This window comes from Leptospira neocaledonica, assembly GCF_002812205.1.
In the GTDB taxonomy this organism is placed as follows: Bacteria; Spirochaetota; Leptospiria; order Leptospirales; family Leptospiraceae; genus Leptospira_B; species Leptospira_B neocaledonica.
This window is the reverse complement of sequence record NZ_NPEA01000003.1, coordinates 350,601-367,457: the sequence shown is the minus strand read 5'-3', so window position 1 is coordinate 367,457 and position 16,857 is coordinate 350,601. Positions and strand designations below refer to the sequence as shown.

The window sequence follows — 16,857 nt, the reverse complement described above, 5'->3', positions numbered from 1 at the left end:
CTTAATAAAAGGAACATGTCTTCTGCATTCGGCATCGAGGAAATCCAAGGTCAGGAAAGAGCTTTAGTATTTTTAAAAAAATACTCCTCACAACCTGATCTTCTTCCTCCCTTACTTATCTTTCATGGGCCGGAAGGAACCGGAAAAGAATCCGCAGTCGAAAGATTTATCAGACATATCCTTTGTTTAGAAGGAACATCTTGTGGAAACTGCGTTTCTTGCAGAGCGTTCATGCATCATTCTCATCCGGATATAGTTTGGTTCCCATTAGAGAAAAATAAACAAATCGCTATCGGCAAAGAAGATAATCCTGAAGAGTTCACTATCCGCTGGTTGATCCGCACAAGACTTTACTATAGACCTCACCTCTCCAAGACAAGATTTATCATTATACCTGATGCATCTTTGATAGGTAACGAAGCAGAGACCGCCCTTTTAAAGTCATTGGAAGAAGCCCCCTTCTTCACTCGTTTTATATTTATTGTAAACGACTTGGAACAATTGAAAGAGACAATCGTGAGTAGAGCAGTTTGTATTCCTTTCGGTTACCTTCCTCAACAAGTGATCAAAGAGCTACATAATAAAAATTCTATACCATACTTTCCAGCAAAGGGGGGAAGTATGGTATCCTTTGATTGTCCGCCTAACGTTTTAGAACAAATTTCGCAAAGAATAAGCGGAAATCTAAGACAACCATTGGATTATCTTAGATTAGAAGAGTGGATACTGGAATACAAAGAAGAACATCCTGATTGGAAGGAAGATTTTTCTTTTAAGGACTTCTTAGATCTAATCGGATTATTATTATTACAGGAATTTTCTAAATCAGATTTCGATTCCAATCTTCCAAAGATGGAAGCAGTCTTTCGTTTTAAGGAAAAATTACACGAAAGAGTACATGGGCAGGAAAATATTTCCCTATCATTGCTTATCCACGAACTCACACTGCTTGAACAAAAATAAAGAGTTCTTTATATTTTCTTTAAATTCTCCACTAGTCACTTCGCTTAACAACGGTTAAATGAGCAAAATACTAGTAAATATACTAAGTGACATAATGATTTATTTATCACTAATCCACTGTGTTTTTCCTAATGTTTCTTTTTCGATTTCCGAATTTTCATTTGTATGCGACTGACAGAAGAAAAATAGTGTAATCTCGTCGGATGGTCCTTCGGACCGTTTCCTAATTCAGTTTTTTCTTTTCCGAGACAAATACGAGTTTCGTATACATAAAGTCGTCGGTGCGTTTTGGATTTTTATCTTTGGAGTTTCGTTTGGATCCTAGTTGGAAGCGTGTATTAGAGGAAGTTTCCAAGGAAATTCCCCCCACATACTTTGATAAGTTCATATATACCTTACAATTAGAGAGTTTAACAGACGATCGTTGCATTCTCATAGCTCCATCTTCTAATATAAAAACTCACGTTGAGAAAAAATACCAGAATCATATAGAAGAAGCGATCTTTAGAGCTAGTGGAAATCGAGTCCCTGTCGAGATCGTTCTAGAAGCAGCTTCTAACTTAAACGAAGTTCTTCAGGAAAAATTCAAAGATAAGTCTTATTCTTTTAATCCGGATTACTCTTTTGATAATTTTATCGTAGGAAACACAAACCGTCTCGCTTTCAGCGCTGCCATGGAATGTGTAAAAAATCCTGCAGAGATCAATCCGCTCTATTTATTTGGAAAAGTAGGGGTAGGTAAAACCCATCTTTTACACTCAATAGGTTCTGAAATTCTCAAAAAAGAACCTTGGAAAACAGTACATTATATAGATATAAAATCGTTTATGAGCGAGTTTTTATTCGCTCTGCAATCCAGAGATTCGATCGAATCTTTTAAAATTAAGTACCAATCTTATAACTGTTTATTGATCGATGATATCCAACTTCTAAATACGGGAGCGGAGAAGACCCAAGAAGAGTTCTTCTCTATCTTCAATTTTCTTTTTGAAAGAAAAAGACAGATAGTGATCGCATCGGATCGTCCTAGTTCCGAACTTCCTTTGCATGAAAGATTAAAATCCAGATTTGTAACAGGGGTTCAGGCGGATATCCAACCTCCTGATAGAGATATCAGAGTTGGTATTTTGGAAAAGAACTGTCAAATTTTGAATTTGGGACTTTCCCAAGAACATATACAGTTCATTGCAGATCTGATCGAAGATGATACTCGTGCACTTTTAGGAGCTTTAAACGATTTAGCCCTTCATAAGAGAGCATTCTCTCATCTATTCTTCACCACATCAATGATAGAAGAGATACTGAAAAATCGTATCTTCCGTAAAAAGAATTTCCAACTTAGCCAAGATAAGGTTATCGAACATATTTCTTCTCTTTATAACCTAGATCCGAATGAAGTGATGGGAAAGAGCAGAAAGCCGGAGTATGTGATCCCTCGACATCTCTGTATGTATGTATTGCACAAAGGTTTCCGACTGAATAAAAGTCAGGTTGGAAGAATGTTTTCTGCAGAACATACCACTGTGATTCATGCAGTTCGTAACATCGAAAATAAGATAAAAGATGATAAAGAATTTTCCACTAAAGTGGAAGAAGTCCTAAATCGATTCCGTTTCCAATAAAAAAATAAGTTTCAACTCTTATCTGTAAGCGACATAGACCTATAGATAACATGTAAATAAATAGTTAATATTCTATGTGTAACAAGTAAATAAGACATAACACAAAATTATTGTCCCTTAAGACTTTGGTTTTGAAGGTTATTATAACAGATATGAAGGAGTTTTTTCCGGCTCTTGGAAATTGTACTTTTCAATATATATGCGACATATTTCCCTTATCTAAAGAGTTATGACTCTTATCTACATATGCACAGGTACAAGTACTACAACAGTACATATATAAGAATCTATATATAGATCACCTATATAAATGGAGAATGCAAATTGAAGATCAAAGTGAACACATCCGAATTCCTAAAAGCGATTCACGCTGTAGAGGGAGTAATCTCTGCTAGAGAGATACGTTCTGTTCTCTCCAACTTAAAATTAGAAGCTGAAACTTCTTCCGTATCTATTTCTGCGACTGACTTAGAAATATCTATTAAAACATCATTAAATGCTCAAGTAGACAAATCCGGAGATATTTCATTACCTGCAAAACAGTTATCCAGTATTTTTAAAACCATTCACTTTGAAGAGGCTTTACTCTCAACTGAAGATGGCGATGCTGATTCAAGTATTACTTATATCACCGACGCTACTAAGAAAAATGATTATAAAAACAAACTGAATGGAATGGATGCAGAAGAGATTAAGACCATTCCTAAAGTGGATGCATCTAATATCTCTGATTTTCCAACTGCAATGTTTGCAGAGATGATCCGTAAAACTTCTTATGCAATTGCTCATGAAGACCAAAGATATATCTTCAATGGATTATTTATGGTCCCTAAAGGAGATAAGCTTGTTTTTGCAGTTACTGATGGCAGAAGGTTATGTAAAATAGAAAGGCCTCTTTCTACTACATTGAAATTTAAAGATTCAGTGATCATTCCTTCTAAGGCAATCAGAGAGATCTCTAAAATGATCGCGACTGCAGAAACAGGAAAGATCGGAATTATAGACAATCAAATCTATGTGAATGCAAATCAGATTGAATTACTTTGTAAATTGATCGAAGGTAATTTCCCGAATTATGAGCAAGTAATTCCTAAGTCTTCTAAGTTCAGTGCTGTAATTCCAAAGGAAGGATTCCAAATCTATCTTAGACAAGCATTGATCGCTGCAGAAGAACCTACGCGTCAGATACGTTTAACATTCACTAAAAATAATATTAACTTTTACGCTCAAACACAAGGAGTGAACGAGGTTAGTATTAATATGCCAATCGAATATTCTGGAGATGAGGTTACCGTTGCATTTAAAGGTGAATATCTATCTGACGTATTCAAGTCGATTGATGATAATGAGTTCAGAATAGAATTCAGTGATTCAAGTTCCCCTGTTGTATTTAAGGATCCTTCCGATCCTGATTTTATATCGGTAATCATGCCGATGAAAATTTAAAAGAGAAGATCCGTGTTTTTACGAAGCCTAAGGCTTCTCAATTTCAGAAATCACGAGCAGATAAGCCTGGAGTTCAATTCCAGGCTTATTTTCTTTGTGGGAGAGAACGGAGAAGGAAAAACAAACTTACTCGAAGCGATCTCCATGATATCTTGGCTGAAAAGTTTTAGAGAATCTGAAGAAGGAAATTTAATTCGTTGGAACTCTGACGGATATTATATCAAAGGTGAAGCAGATCGAGATCATAAAAGAGAAATTTATGAATTAGGTTTTTCTAAAAAACCTGTTAGTCGTCGCAAACTTAAATTTAATCAAGAAGAAGTCAAAAAAAGATCCGACTTAGTTGGTAAATTCCTGAGTGTTTTAATGACTCCCTTGGACTTGATCATCGTTGAAGGTGGACCATCCGAAAGAAGAAGGTTTTTGGACAGTCTACTTTCTTCTTTAGATCCTTCTTACTTAAATGATCTGATAGAATATAATCGTATCTTAAAACAGAGAAATGCACTTTTAAAAAGTGGATCTTCTGACCCTGCCCTTTATGAGATTTGGAACCAAAGGCTCATCGAAAAAGGGATCGGTATTTTTAATAAAAGGAAAGAATTCATTTTAGAGTTTGATCCTATTTATAGAGACAATCTGAAAAAGCTCAGCGGTGGAAGAGATAATCTAACTTTGGAATACAAACCCAGCTTTTCTGATCTGGAAGATTTTAAAGAAACCCTACAAAGGAATATCAACAGAGATAGGAAATTAGGTTATACTTCCGTCGGAATTCATAGGGATGACCTGTATATAGGAGAAGATAATCGTGATATCATGGATTTTGCTTCTCAAGGCCAGAAGAGAAGTACAGTAATTTCTCTGAAAGCGGCTGCGTTCGAGTATTATCGTAGGAAATTGGGAAGAACTCCAATTCTTCTGATCGATGATGTGATTCGAGAATTGGATGTAAAAAGAAGAGAATATTTCGTAGATTTAGTTTTGAATTCAGGGCAGGCATTTTTTACCACGACTGACCTAGAAGGTATCTCCGACTATGTGGGAAGATTGGAAGATGAAAAACAGATCTTCCTAGTGAAAAACGGACTAGTCACTCCTTACCAATGAAAGAAGAACCTAAAATACAAAAAATTGATCCTCAAGAGTTCAAAAATATTCTTCAGGATTTAGGCTTAACAGAAGATAGTTTAGCCGAGAAGATTGCGGTTCAAACTTTGGCAAAACGTTGGGTCGACATAATAGGACCGGTGTATGCAAATCATTCGGAACCATTTTCATTAAAGGGCGATGTGTTGGTGATCATAACAGTTCACTCTGCATACAAACAGGAAATCCTTTTTATGAGAAAAAGGATTTTAAGTTATTCTGCTCGCTACTTAGGAAGAGATGTAGTAAAAAAAATTGAAATTAGGATTGGTAATCTCACTCCTAAAAGACAAAAATCCCCCTCATATACCGCGGATAAAACCGGATTGGAGGGCAAACAAGAGCTAGTTTCTTTAGCTGAAAAAGAAACAGATCCTATCGCAAAAAAAAGACTTTTAGAGCTGATTGAATTCCTCTGAGAAGGACATTCTTTCTAAATAATAAGCCGAATTTCCTTGCCTCCTTAGCGAATTCAGGAAAACTATTCCTAGATCCCGGAGGACCGATGAGCCAACCAGAAAGCAGTTATAGCGCAGGCCAGATCAAAATCCTAGAAGGATTAGAGGCCGTACGCAAACGCCCCGGGATGTATATCGGGACCCAAGATGAGACCGGTCTTCATAAGATGGTCTATGAGGTCGTTGATAACTCTGTAGACGAAGCCATGGCAGGCCATTGTACAGAAATTACTATCTCCATTCTTCCTGAAAACATGATAGAAGTAAAAGACAATGGGCGTGGAATTCCTGTAGCCATTCACCCTGAAAAAAATATCTCCACTATCGAAGTCGTTATGACCATTTTGCACGCCGGTGGTAAATTCGAGAACGACGCTTACAAGGTTTCCGGTGGACTTCATGGAGTTGGGGTATCAGTCGTTAATGCACTTTCAGAATCATTGGAAGTGGAAGTTTACCAAAATGGAAAGATTCATCAGCAAAAATATTCAAGAGGCATTCCTCAAGGTCCTGTGAATATAATCGGAGATACTACCGAAAGAGGTACTGTTGTTCGATTCAAACCAGATGCGAGCATCTTCACTACTACTGAATTCCATTTTGATGTGTTAACTTCTCGTTTTAGAGAGCTGGCATTTTTGAATAAGGGTCTAAAACTAATTGTCCAGGACAAAAGAAAACCTGACTCTGAAAAGCATGAATTCATATTTGATGGAGGGATTGTTTCTTTCGTTGAATATTTGAATGAGAACAAACATCCTCTTCACAAAACAATTCACTTCGAAAGAAATAAAGATGATGTGGTCGCAGAAATCGCGATCCAATACTCTGATACATATTCTGAAAATATTTTTTGTTTCACCAATAATATAAACAATAACTTAGGTGGAACTCACTTAGAAGGTTTTCGTGCTGCGTTAACTAGAACTCTTAATGATTTCTTAAAAAAAGATCAGCAGCTCGTAAAAAAACAACCTACTGCACTATCCGGAGAGGATTTAAAAGAAGGGATCACTGCCGTAATTTCGGTAAAAATTCCTCAACCTCAGTTTAACTCTCAGACAAAAGAAAAATTAGTAAACGCAGAGATCAAAGGGATCATGCAAACTCTAACTGGAGAAGGTCTCTCTCTTTTCTTCGAAGAGAATCCTGCTATTACTAAAAAAATATTAGAAAAATGTATATTATCAGCTAAGGCTCGAGAGGCCGCCCGTAAGGCTCGTGATTTAACTCGTCGTAAATCTGTATTAGAAGGTGGTGGTCTTCCGGGAAAATTGGCGGACTGTTCCGAAAAGGATCCTGCTGCTTCTGAACTTTATATAGTAGAGGGAGATTCTGCAGGCGGTTCCGCTAAGCAGGGAAGAGATCGACATTACCAGGCAATTCTTCCTCTAAAAGGAAAAATTCTGAACGTAGAAAAAGCACGTTTAGATAAAATTCTTGGTAACGAAGAAATTCGTACATTGGTTTCTGCTTTAGGAACCGGGATCGGCGAAGATGAATTTAATGTAGATAAAGCCCGTTATCATAAGATTTTTATTATGACGGATGCGGATATTGACGGTTCTCATATTCGCACATTACTTCTTACATTCTTCTTCCGTTATATGAAACCTATTATTGAAAAGGGGTTTCTATATGTCGCACAACCTCCATTGTATTTGATTAAACACGGCAAGACATCCGTTTATCTATTCTCTGATAAAGAGAAGGATGAGTATTTAAAATCTCTAGGAACGGAAAAGGCAGTCATCCAACGATATAAAGGTTTAGGTGAAATGAATCCTGAACAACTTTGGGAGACAACCATGGATCCTGAAAAACGAGTCGTTCTAAAAGTAAAACTCGATGATTATGTAGAAGCAGAAGATACATTTAATATACTTATGGGTGACGAAGTAAATCCGAGACGTCGCTTTATCGAGGTCAACGCGGCAAAAGTTGCGAATCTTGATCTTTAATATATTGGTAATAGGAATTTCTAAATACAAATGAGCGAAGAGCTAGAGAACGAAACAAAAACTTTAGGATTCAGTCTTTCTTCCCGTCCTGATATTGGTGATGCATTGAAGAATGGCGTCAGGGTAATTCCTGTCGAAATCGAAGACCAAATGAAGGAAGCCTATCTTGGTTATGCGATGAGCGTAATTGTAGGTAGGGCTTTACCTGACGTCAGAGACGGTTTAAAACCGGTTCACAGACGTATTCTACATGCAATGAACGAAAGGGCTTGGAGAAGCGACCGCCCTTATGTTAAATGTGCAAAAATTGTCGGGGAAGTATTAGGTAATTATCACCCACACGGAGATAGCTCCGTATACGATGCATTAGTGCGTATGGTCCAAGATTTTTCCCTTAGAGTTCCTCTCATTGATGGGCAAGGAAACTACGGATCTATAGATGGTGACAATCCTGCAGCATACCGATACACGGAAGCAAGACTTGCAAAAGTTGCAGAAGAACTTTTAAGGGACATCGAAAAGGAAACGGTAAACTTTTCTCCTAACTTCGATGATACAAAACAGCAACCCGATGTACTTCCCGCAAATTTTCCTAATCTACTCGTAAACGGTTCTTCTGGAATCGCGGTAGGAATGGCTACGAACATTCCTCCTCATAACTTGAGAGAAACGATTGAAGCCGTTATCACTGTAATTAAAAATCCTGATATAAGTATATCAGAACTTCTTAAAATAATGCCAGGTCCGGATTTCCCTACTGGCGGTACGATCATCGGTGGAGAAGGTTTATTATCTGCCTACCATTCCGGTAAAGGTTCCATTCGGATTCGATCCAAAGTAGAAATCGAAGAGAACAAAAAAGGCAGAGAAGTAATCGTAGTTACTGAGATTCCTTACCAAGTAAATAAAAAGACCCTTCTAGAAAGAATCGGTGAGCTTGTTAATGAAAAACAAGTCGAAGGAATTTCCGAAATCTTAGATCTATCTGATAGAAAAGGTATCAGGGTAGAGATCCATATTAAGAAAGATGCAAATGCTCAGGTAATCCTAAATCAACTTCTGAAACTTACTCAACTTCAAGTAAGTTACGGGATTACAATGCTTGCGATCTTGGATAATAAACCGAAGATCTTTAACATAAAAGAGATCCTGGTTGCTTATTCTATTCATAGAAAAGAAGTAATCGTTCGTAGAACACAATTCGATCTGGATAAGGCTGAAAAGCGTGCTCATATTTTAGAGGGATTGAAGATTGCTCTCGAAAATATCGAAGAAGTGATCAAAGTAATTCGTGCATCTAAAAATGCAGCCGAAGCAAAAGAACAATTGATGGCTCGATTCGTTCTTTCAGATGTCCAAGCTGACGCGATCCTGGAGATGAGACTACAAAGATTAACTTCTTTGGAAGTCCAAAAGGTAATCGATGAATTGGCAGAAGTTCGAGCTTTGATCGTAGATCTGAAAGACATTCTCGCGAAACCGGAAAGGGTTGCGGACATTGTTTGCACAGAGTTAGCCGAAGTTTCCGAAAAATTCGGGAACAAAAGAAAGACAGATATAAGTTTGGAAAGTGTTGAGTCTTCTACCTTTAACGCAGAAGATCTGATTGCAGACGAAGAAGTTGTATTACAAATTACTTATGATCAATTCGTAAAAAGACTTCCTCTGGACACTTTTAAAAGACAGAGACGTGGTGGAAAAGGAATCCAAGGGCTTTCTCAAAAAAGAGAAGACGTGATCAAGATCATGAAAACTGCCATGACCCACGATAATGTAATGTTCTTCTCAAATACCGGTAAAGTTTATATGATGAAGGCCTATGAACTCCCTCAAGCTTCCAAAGAAGCCAGAGGAAAATCCTTAAAAGCGATTATAGGTCTTGGTGAAAATGAAACTATTTCCGCCATCTTCACATTTAAGGAAGAAGATAAAGGAAAAGACCTATTGCTCGTAACTAAAAACGGATTTATCAAACGAGTTGAATTATCCGAATTCGGTAACGTCAAAAAATCAGGCATCATCGCGATCGGCTTAAGAGATGGAGACCAACTCATAGAAGTGATTTCCGTTATTAAAGGCGATAACGTAATGATCTTCTCCGCTAACGGACTTGCACTTAGAATTGAAATGGATACAATCCGAGCCCAAGGGAGAACCGCACAAGGTGTAACTGGGATGAGACTTTCCAAAGAAGATGCGATCGTAGGACTTTCTAAAGTGGTAGAAGGCGATGATCTATTCGTGATATCTGAAAACGGTTACGGAAAACGTTTAGGCTTCGAAGAGTTCGGAACAAAAGGAAGAGGAGGCAAAGGAATGGCCTTCTTGAAAGTGGGAGAGAAAAACGGTGCAGCTGTAGCGGTAAGTTCCGTTGGAGAGGAAGATGAGATCATCTTAGTCACTCAGCAAGGAATGGTTATCCGAACCGAAGCAAACCAAATCTCCAAAATGGGAAGAACTGCAGTAGGAGTCAGAGTCGTTGACATCAAAGACAATGATAGAGTCCAAGATTGTACCGTGATTCGAGAAAATAAAGAAAAATGATCCGCATCGGTTCTGTCGAAATTCCCGGTTGGTTGGCCATGTCGCCGATGGCCGGGATCAGTGATAGCCCGACTAGAACCATGGCTCGCAGATACGGATCTGCATTCTCTTACACCGAATTTGTTTCTACCGATAGCCTCGCAGTCGGATCTAAAAAAGCATTATCTCTATTACGTTTTCGTGAAGAAGAAAGACCAATCACCTTTCAGATCTTCGGTAATAAACTGGAGATCATAGTAGAAGCGGCAAAAAGAATTCGTGAATTAAATCCTGATATCATTGATCTGAATATGGGCTGCCCTGCCCGGAATGTTTCCATGAGAGGGTCTGGAGTTGGCCTCCTACGCAAACCTGTATATGCAGGAAAAATAATAGAGGAAATGAGGAGAGCACTGGATATTCCGGTGACCGCAAAGATTCGCTTAGGTTGGGATGATTCATCCAGGAATTATATGGAAGTATCCAGGATTTTAGAAGAATCCGGTGTGATGGCAATCTCCGTGCACGGTCGAACTCGAGAGATGGGATATTCAGGCAAAGCAGATTGGGATGCGATCGCAGATATCAAATCCGAAAGAAAAGTCCCTATTTTCGGAAACGGAGATGTAAGCAGTTACGAAGAAGCTGTCCGCAGAAAAGAAGAATCTAAGGTGGACGGAGTCCTTATTGGTAGGAATTCAATCGGAAATCCATGGATATTTTCTAATATCAAAAAAGAAGATCTAAGTTTCGAAGAAATCGTATCAACTACTCTGAATCACTTGCAACTGATGAGAGAAACATTTGGAGACAAGTACGGACTGATCCTCCTCAGAAAACATTTGGTGCGTTATATACAATCCAGAAAAGAAACGGAATCGATGAGAATCGAACTTCTCAAAATGGAAGACCCTGAAAAATTAATCTCCACACTACGTGAGGCTCAAAACAGTTTGAGCGTAAGTGTTTAATGAATTTTCAGTTTCGTGTTATTCGTATTAGCAAGATTGTGGCGTTTGTTTTCATTTTAATCTCTTTAGCAAATTTAAAATCCGATAATCTTACGAACGATATTAAAAACGTTTTAGGTTTTGATAAAGGAATCCATCCAGTCGGATTTGATTTAAAAACTGATTCGATTCGAGATAAAAATACCGGTAAACTTTTAGAATCTGCAGCTGACTGCAAATCCTGTCATAAAGAGATTTATGAAAATTGGTTCTCATCAAGGCATCGAGTCGCCCATACAAATAAGCTTTACAGACATAGTTTTTCAGTGGAACCAATGGAATGGTGTGAAAATTGTCATTCACCTCTGAAAACGATTTCCTCGAATTCTTTATATAAACCGGAAGAAGGCATTTCTTGTAATGTTTGTCATGTAAGAAGTGGACACATTATCACGGAAAAACTTCCGAGCGATGCTGCTAAGTTATATCATCAATACAAAGTTGTACCAGATTTCGCTTCTGATAAACTTTGCGGTTCTTGTCATCAATTCAACTTCCCGACCTGGCAAACTTTATCAAACTCTTCTAAAACTATTCAGTATTCCAGTCTAACTATGCAAGGGACTGTAGAAGAATGGGAGAATTCCGGTTTTGCGAAAGACTCGGATTGTTTGGATTGTCATTTATCTCCCGGAACAAAGAAGAGTCATAACTTTCGAGGAGGTCATTCACTTGAAGACCTGAAAAAAAGTTTGATGGTCGAGGCAAAATACGTTTCATCAAAAACAATTATGCTTAAGGTAAAATCCATTGGTATAGGACATGCTTATCCTACTGGAGATTTATTTCGGGCATTGAGATTGAAGGTTTTTTCTAAAGATGGAGTTTCTGTCGGAGAATATATACTTAGAAAACTTTATAAAGTGACCTCTAGAGAAGAAAGAGCCGATTCTTCTAATCCGAAAAAACTTTTATACGATACTAGAATCCCTGCGCCTGACGAGGGCCAGAACTGGGCAGAAAAAGAATTTTATTTAGATCGGTCGGATAGACCTCGTAGTCTTAAGATAGAGTTATGGATAGACTATTTGAATGATGTAGAAAAGATCCTTTCTCCAATCGATAAGAAAGAAAGTATGAAGAATATTATTAGAGAAACGATTATAATTGAAGATAGAAACGAATATACTGAAAAAGAATCCGGATAAGATAAAACCTATCCGAACTCTTTTAGATATTAAGTAAATTAATTTTGTACTAATTTACCTTTCACTAATTTGTAAGTGATTTCTCTGTTCGTCTGCCCTTCGCATAATCCTGTATTTTCGGTTATCGTACCAGAGCCGGAAGAATAAGTTATATAAGAACATTCGTCATTATTCTGAATCAACAGCTCGAATTTAGAACCGTTAAATCTATAAATTTTAGTATATGAATAACCGCTTCTACCTTCCGAATAAGAGGAAACGATTTCCGGGGTTCCATCGTTATCGATGTCCGTAATATCTACGTCTCTGAAATCCCCTTCTAACATGGTGTAATTACCCCCATCTTTTAGAAAGAAATACAGAATATTATATTCTTCATAACTAGACTTTTTCTTTTCTAAATGACTTACTTGATAAATTGATCTTTTACCGAAGGAAGTTTCTTCATAAGTTGTTTTTTCAAAATCCGTATCCTTCGAAATGTTCTTGATGATAGCCTCTGCAAGTTTTTTATCAAAATCAGGTGACAGATGTCTTAAACTTAAAGTAGAATAATCAGGATAAGTTTTTACAAACTCCGAACCAACATATATATTAGATTTTCCGAAACTATAGAAAACTTTACTTTTAGGAGTAATTACTTTGTTTTCGAACGGGAATGCCTGTCCGATTCCTGGGAAATCTGAAGGTTTTTTGGAAAATAGGAATTTACCGTTTTCGAATCTGTAAACTAAGTTCGGAGTCCCGATAACGTCTGCCCAGCCAGAGTCACTTACCACTAAATTTTCGATCGCTTTCAGTTCTTCTGCGGTTGCTGCTCTCATTAAGTAAGCGGAGTATGCGTAACCTGATTTTCCATCTGTAGTTTTGATTTGGAGCCAGCTACCTGACTTTCCATCTAACTTTGACTCCTGTTTTGATTCATTTTGAATCTCTACTAGTGTTTTTGCAGGTAACTTCGCGAGAACTTTTGATTTTAAAGTCGGCTGCTCTCGAAGTTGTAACGGGTTTGCTGTTACCAATGCAAATCGATCATTCTTAGGCGGTAAAAATGTGGCTATATTTGCTTTTACTAATTCTTCGTCGTAAGAAAGATATCCGGAACCTTTAGGGCTACTAATTTTGTACCAAAGTACTTTAGAGCCGTTTTCTTTATCAGGAATCCCTGCTTCTATTACTTCGTAATTTGAAGAAGAACCGATTTGAACTAGCTTCTTGCTCTTCGCAGAGGGTTTTTCATAAAGGGAAACTGCATTTCCAGTTACGTATCCGAACCCTTTACCTCCAGAGGAGGCACAAGACCAGAAAAAAGAAACGACTAGGATTAGAAAAAAAAAGGCTGAATTAAAGGGGTTTAGGTATTTCATAAAGTAGGAAATTCGAACACGTTAGTCACCAGATTCTTGTATTGAGATTGAGATTGACAAGAATTTTTCATAATAGACTGATTATGAATTTCCTTTAGGAGGATACATTTAGATGAAAATAGGCAAAAAGCTTTCGAGTGTAATATTAATGCTCGCAATCTTGTTTTTAGCTGCTTGCAAGAAACAGGAAGAAGCCCCGACTGCTCAAATTATCGGAACCAAATATTCCGGTTGGGATCAGTGGATTTACAAAAAACCTGGAACAACTGAAAAGTCGGAACAGCTAACTATTGTATACGGAAATGAAGAAGTTACCGGTTTGGAAATCGTAAATCACGAATCCACCGATTCCAAAGGTGTAAAGACTACTGCGGAATATATTAAGGTAAGGACCGTAGATGGTAAAGAAGGATACGCCGCGTTGAAAAACTTCTTTGATGCAGTATTATTTGTAATTGCCGACGGTGCACAAGCATTTGCTAAAAACTCACTAACCTCCCCTTCAAAAGGAAAATTGGAGAGAGGAATGTCTTGCTTCGAATTAGAAGCGAGTGGTGACTTTTCAAAAGTTCGTTGCTATGCTGCGATCATAAAAGGCGGTAAATTGAATAATCTTTATGATGTTTGGATCCAACCTGACTCACCAAGTATTTCAAAAGACCCTCTACTTGGAGACAGTATTCGTAACCTAAAAACTGCTAGTAATAAGCTTATTGAAGCAGAAAAGGCGACAGATCCTGCTAAACAAGAAGAGCTAAAGACTGCCGCTGCAAAAGCTTTAAAAGCTGTAGCAGAGAAAGGTGATGCTTATTTGGAAGATGCAAATACTCTTGCTAGTGAGTATGGACTAACAATTACAGAGTAACCTGGAACTAAATAAAAAACCCCACCATAAGGCGGGGTTTTCCATTTCAATTAGAGTAAAAAACTCAAACTGAATTAATATTATTTACCAACTTCTTGAGCTTTAGCTACGAGAGCGTCGCGTCCACCAGGAAATTTAGCGTAAATAACACACTGGCATTCTTCCCAGTTGTCTTTAGAAACATCATTAGGATCGGAACCTGGACCGGTAGCTTTACATTCGTAAACTCCCACTCCTTTTACGATACCTGCAGAAGTACCAACGATAACGGAAGCAGTTGCTTCACCGTCGGAAACTCCGGATGCAGATTCTACAGTCTCACCGACCATTTTCTTAACAACGTCGGAAGCACCTTGTAAGCGAGAAGCTTCGCGGCAAGTAGACTGCATCATCGCGAGACTTTTTTTAGCTACAGCTTTCGCAGAAGCACGAGAAGCGAACTTCATGTAATAATAGTCTTTAGGATTAGTGTCTCTTGGAGTTTTACCGTCGTTTCTTTGCTCAGGTGGTCCACCCCAACCTTCGAAAGACCATCCTCCGTCTCCAACGGAAGTAGCGTCTTTTTGTGCAGTATTAGCTCCGCAATAGGTAAGTAATGCAGCAGACAGTGCAATAACGATTACTTTCTTGATCATCATTTTCTCCTTGATCAGATGGAATTGAGGAATATATCCATTAAACGGATTCCGCAAGCCATTTTTTAATGAATACGTTTAAATTTAAAAGCAGCCAACTTTTTGGTAAAAAAATATTTATTCGCAGCGCACAATTGTCAAAAAATTTCCGAAATTATCTTTTTGTTCTGCTAACTCTGGCGACTAGCGACGCAATAGCGACGACAGTTGTATTTCTTCCCGGAAATTGGGAAGGACAAGCTCCACAATCGTTAGAAGGAACGGGAGAAAAGCCTTACGAGTTAGCTAAATTAGGCCAGTTCTACGCGACCAGAATCTATTCTGTTCAGATAAAGGAGCAACTCTCTCCGAACTCAGATCCGGAAATAAAAGATTTTCTAATTCCTCAGGTCTCAAGAGAAAAATTTAAACAAACTTGTTCCCGACTCAAACCGGATTATGTAGTTCGAGACCAGTTATCAATTGAGGAGAAGATCCGAATCGATCGCTCCGTGTATGATTGTAATCTTTCTAAAATGGAAGAATACTCAATCATAGGTAGAAAAGATTTGTTCGAGATCTTAGAGAAGTTGACCAAGGATTCCTTTCCTTTGGTTCCCAAAAAGAAAGTAAAAGAATATTCGAGAGAACCTGTCCGAGCGGCAAAATCTCAAATCATAGTGCTTGATTCTTCTTATTCTTACGCGCCCGAAAGAAAAGAATTTATGTCGCAATTAGAAGCGATCTCTTGGCAACCCGAAACAAAATTTCGTCTGGTTGTTTTCAGTGAGAACGGGTCCAAAGTTTTTCCTGAATCCACCCGTTCTGAGCTTATCAAACAATGGAAGGATTTTAAATCTGAAGGAAAATCTAATACTCAAGATCTCACGAACGCACTTCTTCGATTAAGAAGGATTCTAAGTTCGGAAGATTCTCCAGGAAAGAAGAAGGAAAGAATGATTAGCATTCTTACAAACGCTAAAGCCTCTAATTCGATTGCCGGCTACGGCGCTGCTATCGAAGGATTAAGCTTGATCGGAGCAAAAGTTTCCATTCTATATTCTTCTTACGCTGGGCCGGAAGCTCGTAGGGAACATAAAGAAGCAGCAAAAAGAGGAGCAGAATTTCGAGAAGTTTCCTATTTTCAGAAAATAGTCACTCCGAGAGATTCTAAAACTCTAGTATTCAAAGAAGGAAAATTATACAGCACTGGTGCTTCTCCCGATTCAAAAATGAAAATTGAGGACTCAGCGCTCGAAAAAGTAGAATTTTCAGGTAAGTATTCCTTGGGAGAATTCTTAAATCCTTGGAGTTTAGGAAGTATTTATGAAGAAGTGAAGAAGGAGAAAATCCTCACTTCTGAGCCGGTCCGCAGTAATTTTGCATTTTTATTTTCTAACTCCGTAAGCGAAGCGTCCAACTCGGAATATTTTGGAAATTTTCCGAAGGTTCTAGTAAAATCGGGGTCTAAGGCATTCTGGATCCGAGTCCCGAACGCTTTGGGATTCTCGGAAGGAAAAAAAGGAGTGTGGGCAGTGACGTTTCTTTCATCCTCTTTTTCTTCGGAGGGGGTCGAAGTAATACCGGATTCGTTAGAACGATATACTTTCTCTACTGCTAAAATTTTGGAATGTGATCCATCCGTTGCTCGAAATTATTTGAGAAACACGGAAAAATTCAAATTCGATTGTTTAGTAAAGGGAGAGATCCTGGAAGTTTCTCAGCCGTAGC

Annotated in this window: 13 protein-coding genes; 11 read left to right on the top strand and 2 right to left on the bottom strand. The window is 38.1% G+C overall.

Annotation, left to right across the window (positions count from 1 at the left end):
• Positions 1-15: 15 nt before the first annotated feature.
• From CH365_RS06610 to CH365_RS06570, 9 genes are all read left to right on the top strand, one after another.
• Entirely contained in the window at positions 16-963 is a 948-nt protein-coding gene (locus CH365_RS06610; RefSeq protein WP_100767789.1) for a hypothetical protein, read from the top strand.
• Between the two features lie 314 nt (positions 964-1,277).
• Positions 1,278-2,585 carry a chromosomal replication initiator protein DnaA gene (dnaA, locus tag CH365_RS06605; RefSeq protein ID WP_100767788.1) on the top strand — a complete coding sequence of 436 codons (1,308 nt, stop codon included), beginning with the start codon at positions 1,278-1,280 and terminating at the stop codon, positions 2,583-2,585.
• A 324-nt stretch (positions 2,586-2,909) separates the two neighbouring features.
• A complete protein-coding gene (gene dnaN, locus CH365_RS06600; RefSeq protein ID WP_100767787.1) occupies positions 2,910-4,031 on the top strand; it encodes a DNA polymerase III subunit beta in 1,122 nt (373 codons plus the stop codon).
• A gap of 12 nt (positions 4,032-4,043) precedes the next feature.
• The gene (gene recF / locus CH365_RS06595; RefSeq protein ID WP_100767786.1) at positions 4,044-5,141 is read left to right on the top strand and encodes a DNA replication/repair protein RecF; all 1,098 of its coding nucleotides are present in this window, start codon (positions 4,044-4,046) and stop codon (positions 5,139-5,141) included.
• Positions 5,138-5,599 carry a DciA family protein gene (locus tag CH365_RS06590; protein ID WP_100767785.1) on the top strand — a complete coding sequence of 154 codons (462 nt, stop codon included), beginning with the start codon at positions 5,138-5,140 and terminating at the stop codon, positions 5,597-5,599. Before recF ends, CH365_RS06590 begins: the two co-directional genes overlap by 4 nt.
• An 86-nt stretch (positions 5,600-5,685) precedes the next feature.
• Positions 5,686-7,599, top strand: a complete 1,914-nt coding sequence (gene gyrB, locus CH365_RS06585; RefSeq protein WP_100767784.1) for a DNA topoisomerase (ATP-hydrolyzing) subunit B — start codon at positions 5,686-5,688, stop codon at positions 7,597-7,599.
• Between the two features lie 30 nt (positions 7,600-7,629).
• A complete protein-coding gene (gene gyrA / locus CH365_RS06580; protein WP_100767783.1) occupies positions 7,630-10,143 on the top strand; it encodes a DNA gyrase subunit A in 2,514 nt (837 codons plus the stop codon).
• Positions 10,140-11,093: a tRNA dihydrouridine synthase DusB gene (gene dusB / locus CH365_RS06575; protein WP_100767782.1), complete on the top strand. Its 954-nt coding sequence runs from the start codon at positions 10,140-10,142 to the stop codon at positions 11,091-11,093. The genes gyrA and dusB overlap by 4 nt, the downstream gene beginning before the upstream one ends.
• Positions 11,093-12,280 carry a multiheme c-type cytochrome gene (locus tag CH365_RS06570; RefSeq protein ID WP_100767781.1) on the top strand — a complete coding sequence of 396 codons (1,188 nt, stop codon included), beginning with the start codon at positions 11,093-11,095 and terminating at the stop codon, positions 12,278-12,280. The genes dusB and CH365_RS06570 overlap by 1 nt, the downstream gene beginning before the upstream one ends.
• A gap of 38 nt (positions 12,281-12,318) precedes the next feature.
• On the opposite strand, the gene CH365_RS06565 is transcribed toward CH365_RS06570, so the two are convergent.
• Positions 12,319-13,647, bottom strand: a complete 1,329-nt coding sequence (locus CH365_RS06565; protein ID WP_100767780.1) for an SH3 domain-containing protein — start codon at positions 13,645-13,647, stop codon at positions 12,319-12,321.
• A gap of 112 nt (positions 13,648-13,759) precedes the next feature.
• Here CH365_RS06565 and lenA point away from each other — a divergent pair, with 112 nt between their 5' ends.
• Positions 13,760-14,512, top strand: coding sequence for a lipoprotein LenA (gene lenA, locus CH365_RS06560; protein WP_100767779.1), 753 nt, complete (start codon positions 13,760-13,762; stop codon positions 14,510-14,512).
• A gap of 80 nt (positions 14,513-14,592) precedes the next feature.
• Here the strand turns inward: lenA and CH365_RS06555 are convergent, their stop codons facing one another.
• A complete protein-coding gene (locus CH365_RS06555) occupies positions 14,593-15,147 on the bottom strand; it encodes a lipoprotein LipL21 (RefSeq protein ID WP_086447600.1) in 555 nt (184 codons plus the stop codon).
• Between the two features lie 134 nt (positions 15,148-15,281).
• Here CH365_RS06555 and CH365_RS06550 point away from each other — a divergent pair, with 134 nt between their 5' ends.
• Positions 15,282-16,856 (top strand): LIC10012 family protein, encoded by a 1,575-nt coding sequence (locus tag CH365_RS06550; protein WP_100767882.1) that lies wholly within the window; start codon positions 15,282-15,284, stop codon positions 16,854-16,856.
• The last annotated feature ends 1 nt before the right edge of the window (position 16,857 follow it).

What these genes read in the sequence shown, in the direction of transcription:
- CH365_RS06610 (WP_100767789.1), top strand. Translation starts at nt 16, where the DNA reads ATGTCTTCTGCATTCGGCATCGAGGAAATCCAAGGTCAGGAAAGAGCT.
- CH365_RS06590 (WP_100767785.1), top strand. Translation starts at nt 5,138, where the DNA reads ATGAAAGAAGAACCTAAAATACAAAAAATTGATCCTCAAGAGTTCAAA.
- gyrB (WP_100767784.1), top strand. Translation starts at nt 5,686, where the DNA reads ATGAGCCAACCAGAAAGCAGTTATAGCGCAGGCCAGATCAAAATCCTA.
- gyrA (WP_100767783.1), top strand. Translation starts at nt 7,630, where the DNA reads ATGAGCGAAGAGCTAGAGAACGAAACAAAAACTTTAGGATTCAGTCTT.
- dusB (WP_100767782.1), top strand. Translation starts at nt 10,140, where the DNA reads ATGATCCGCATCGGTTCTGTCGAAATTCCCGGTTGGTTGGCCATGTCG.
- CH365_RS06570 (WP_100767781.1), top strand. Translation starts at nt 11,093, where the DNA reads ATGAATTTTCAGTTTCGTGTTATTCGTATTAGCAAGATTGTGGCGTTT.
- CH365_RS06565 (WP_100767780.1), bottom strand. Translation starts at nt 13,647, where the DNA reads ATGAAATACCTAAACCCCTTTAATTCAGCCTTTTTTTTTCTAATCCTA.
- lenA (WP_100767779.1), top strand. Translation starts at nt 13,760, where the DNA reads ATGAAAATAGGCAAAAAGCTTTCGAGTGTAATATTAATGCTCGCAATC.
- CH365_RS06555 (WP_086447600.1), bottom strand. Translation starts at nt 15,147, where the DNA reads ATGATCAAGAAAGTAATCGTTATTGCACTGTCTGCTGCATTACTTACC.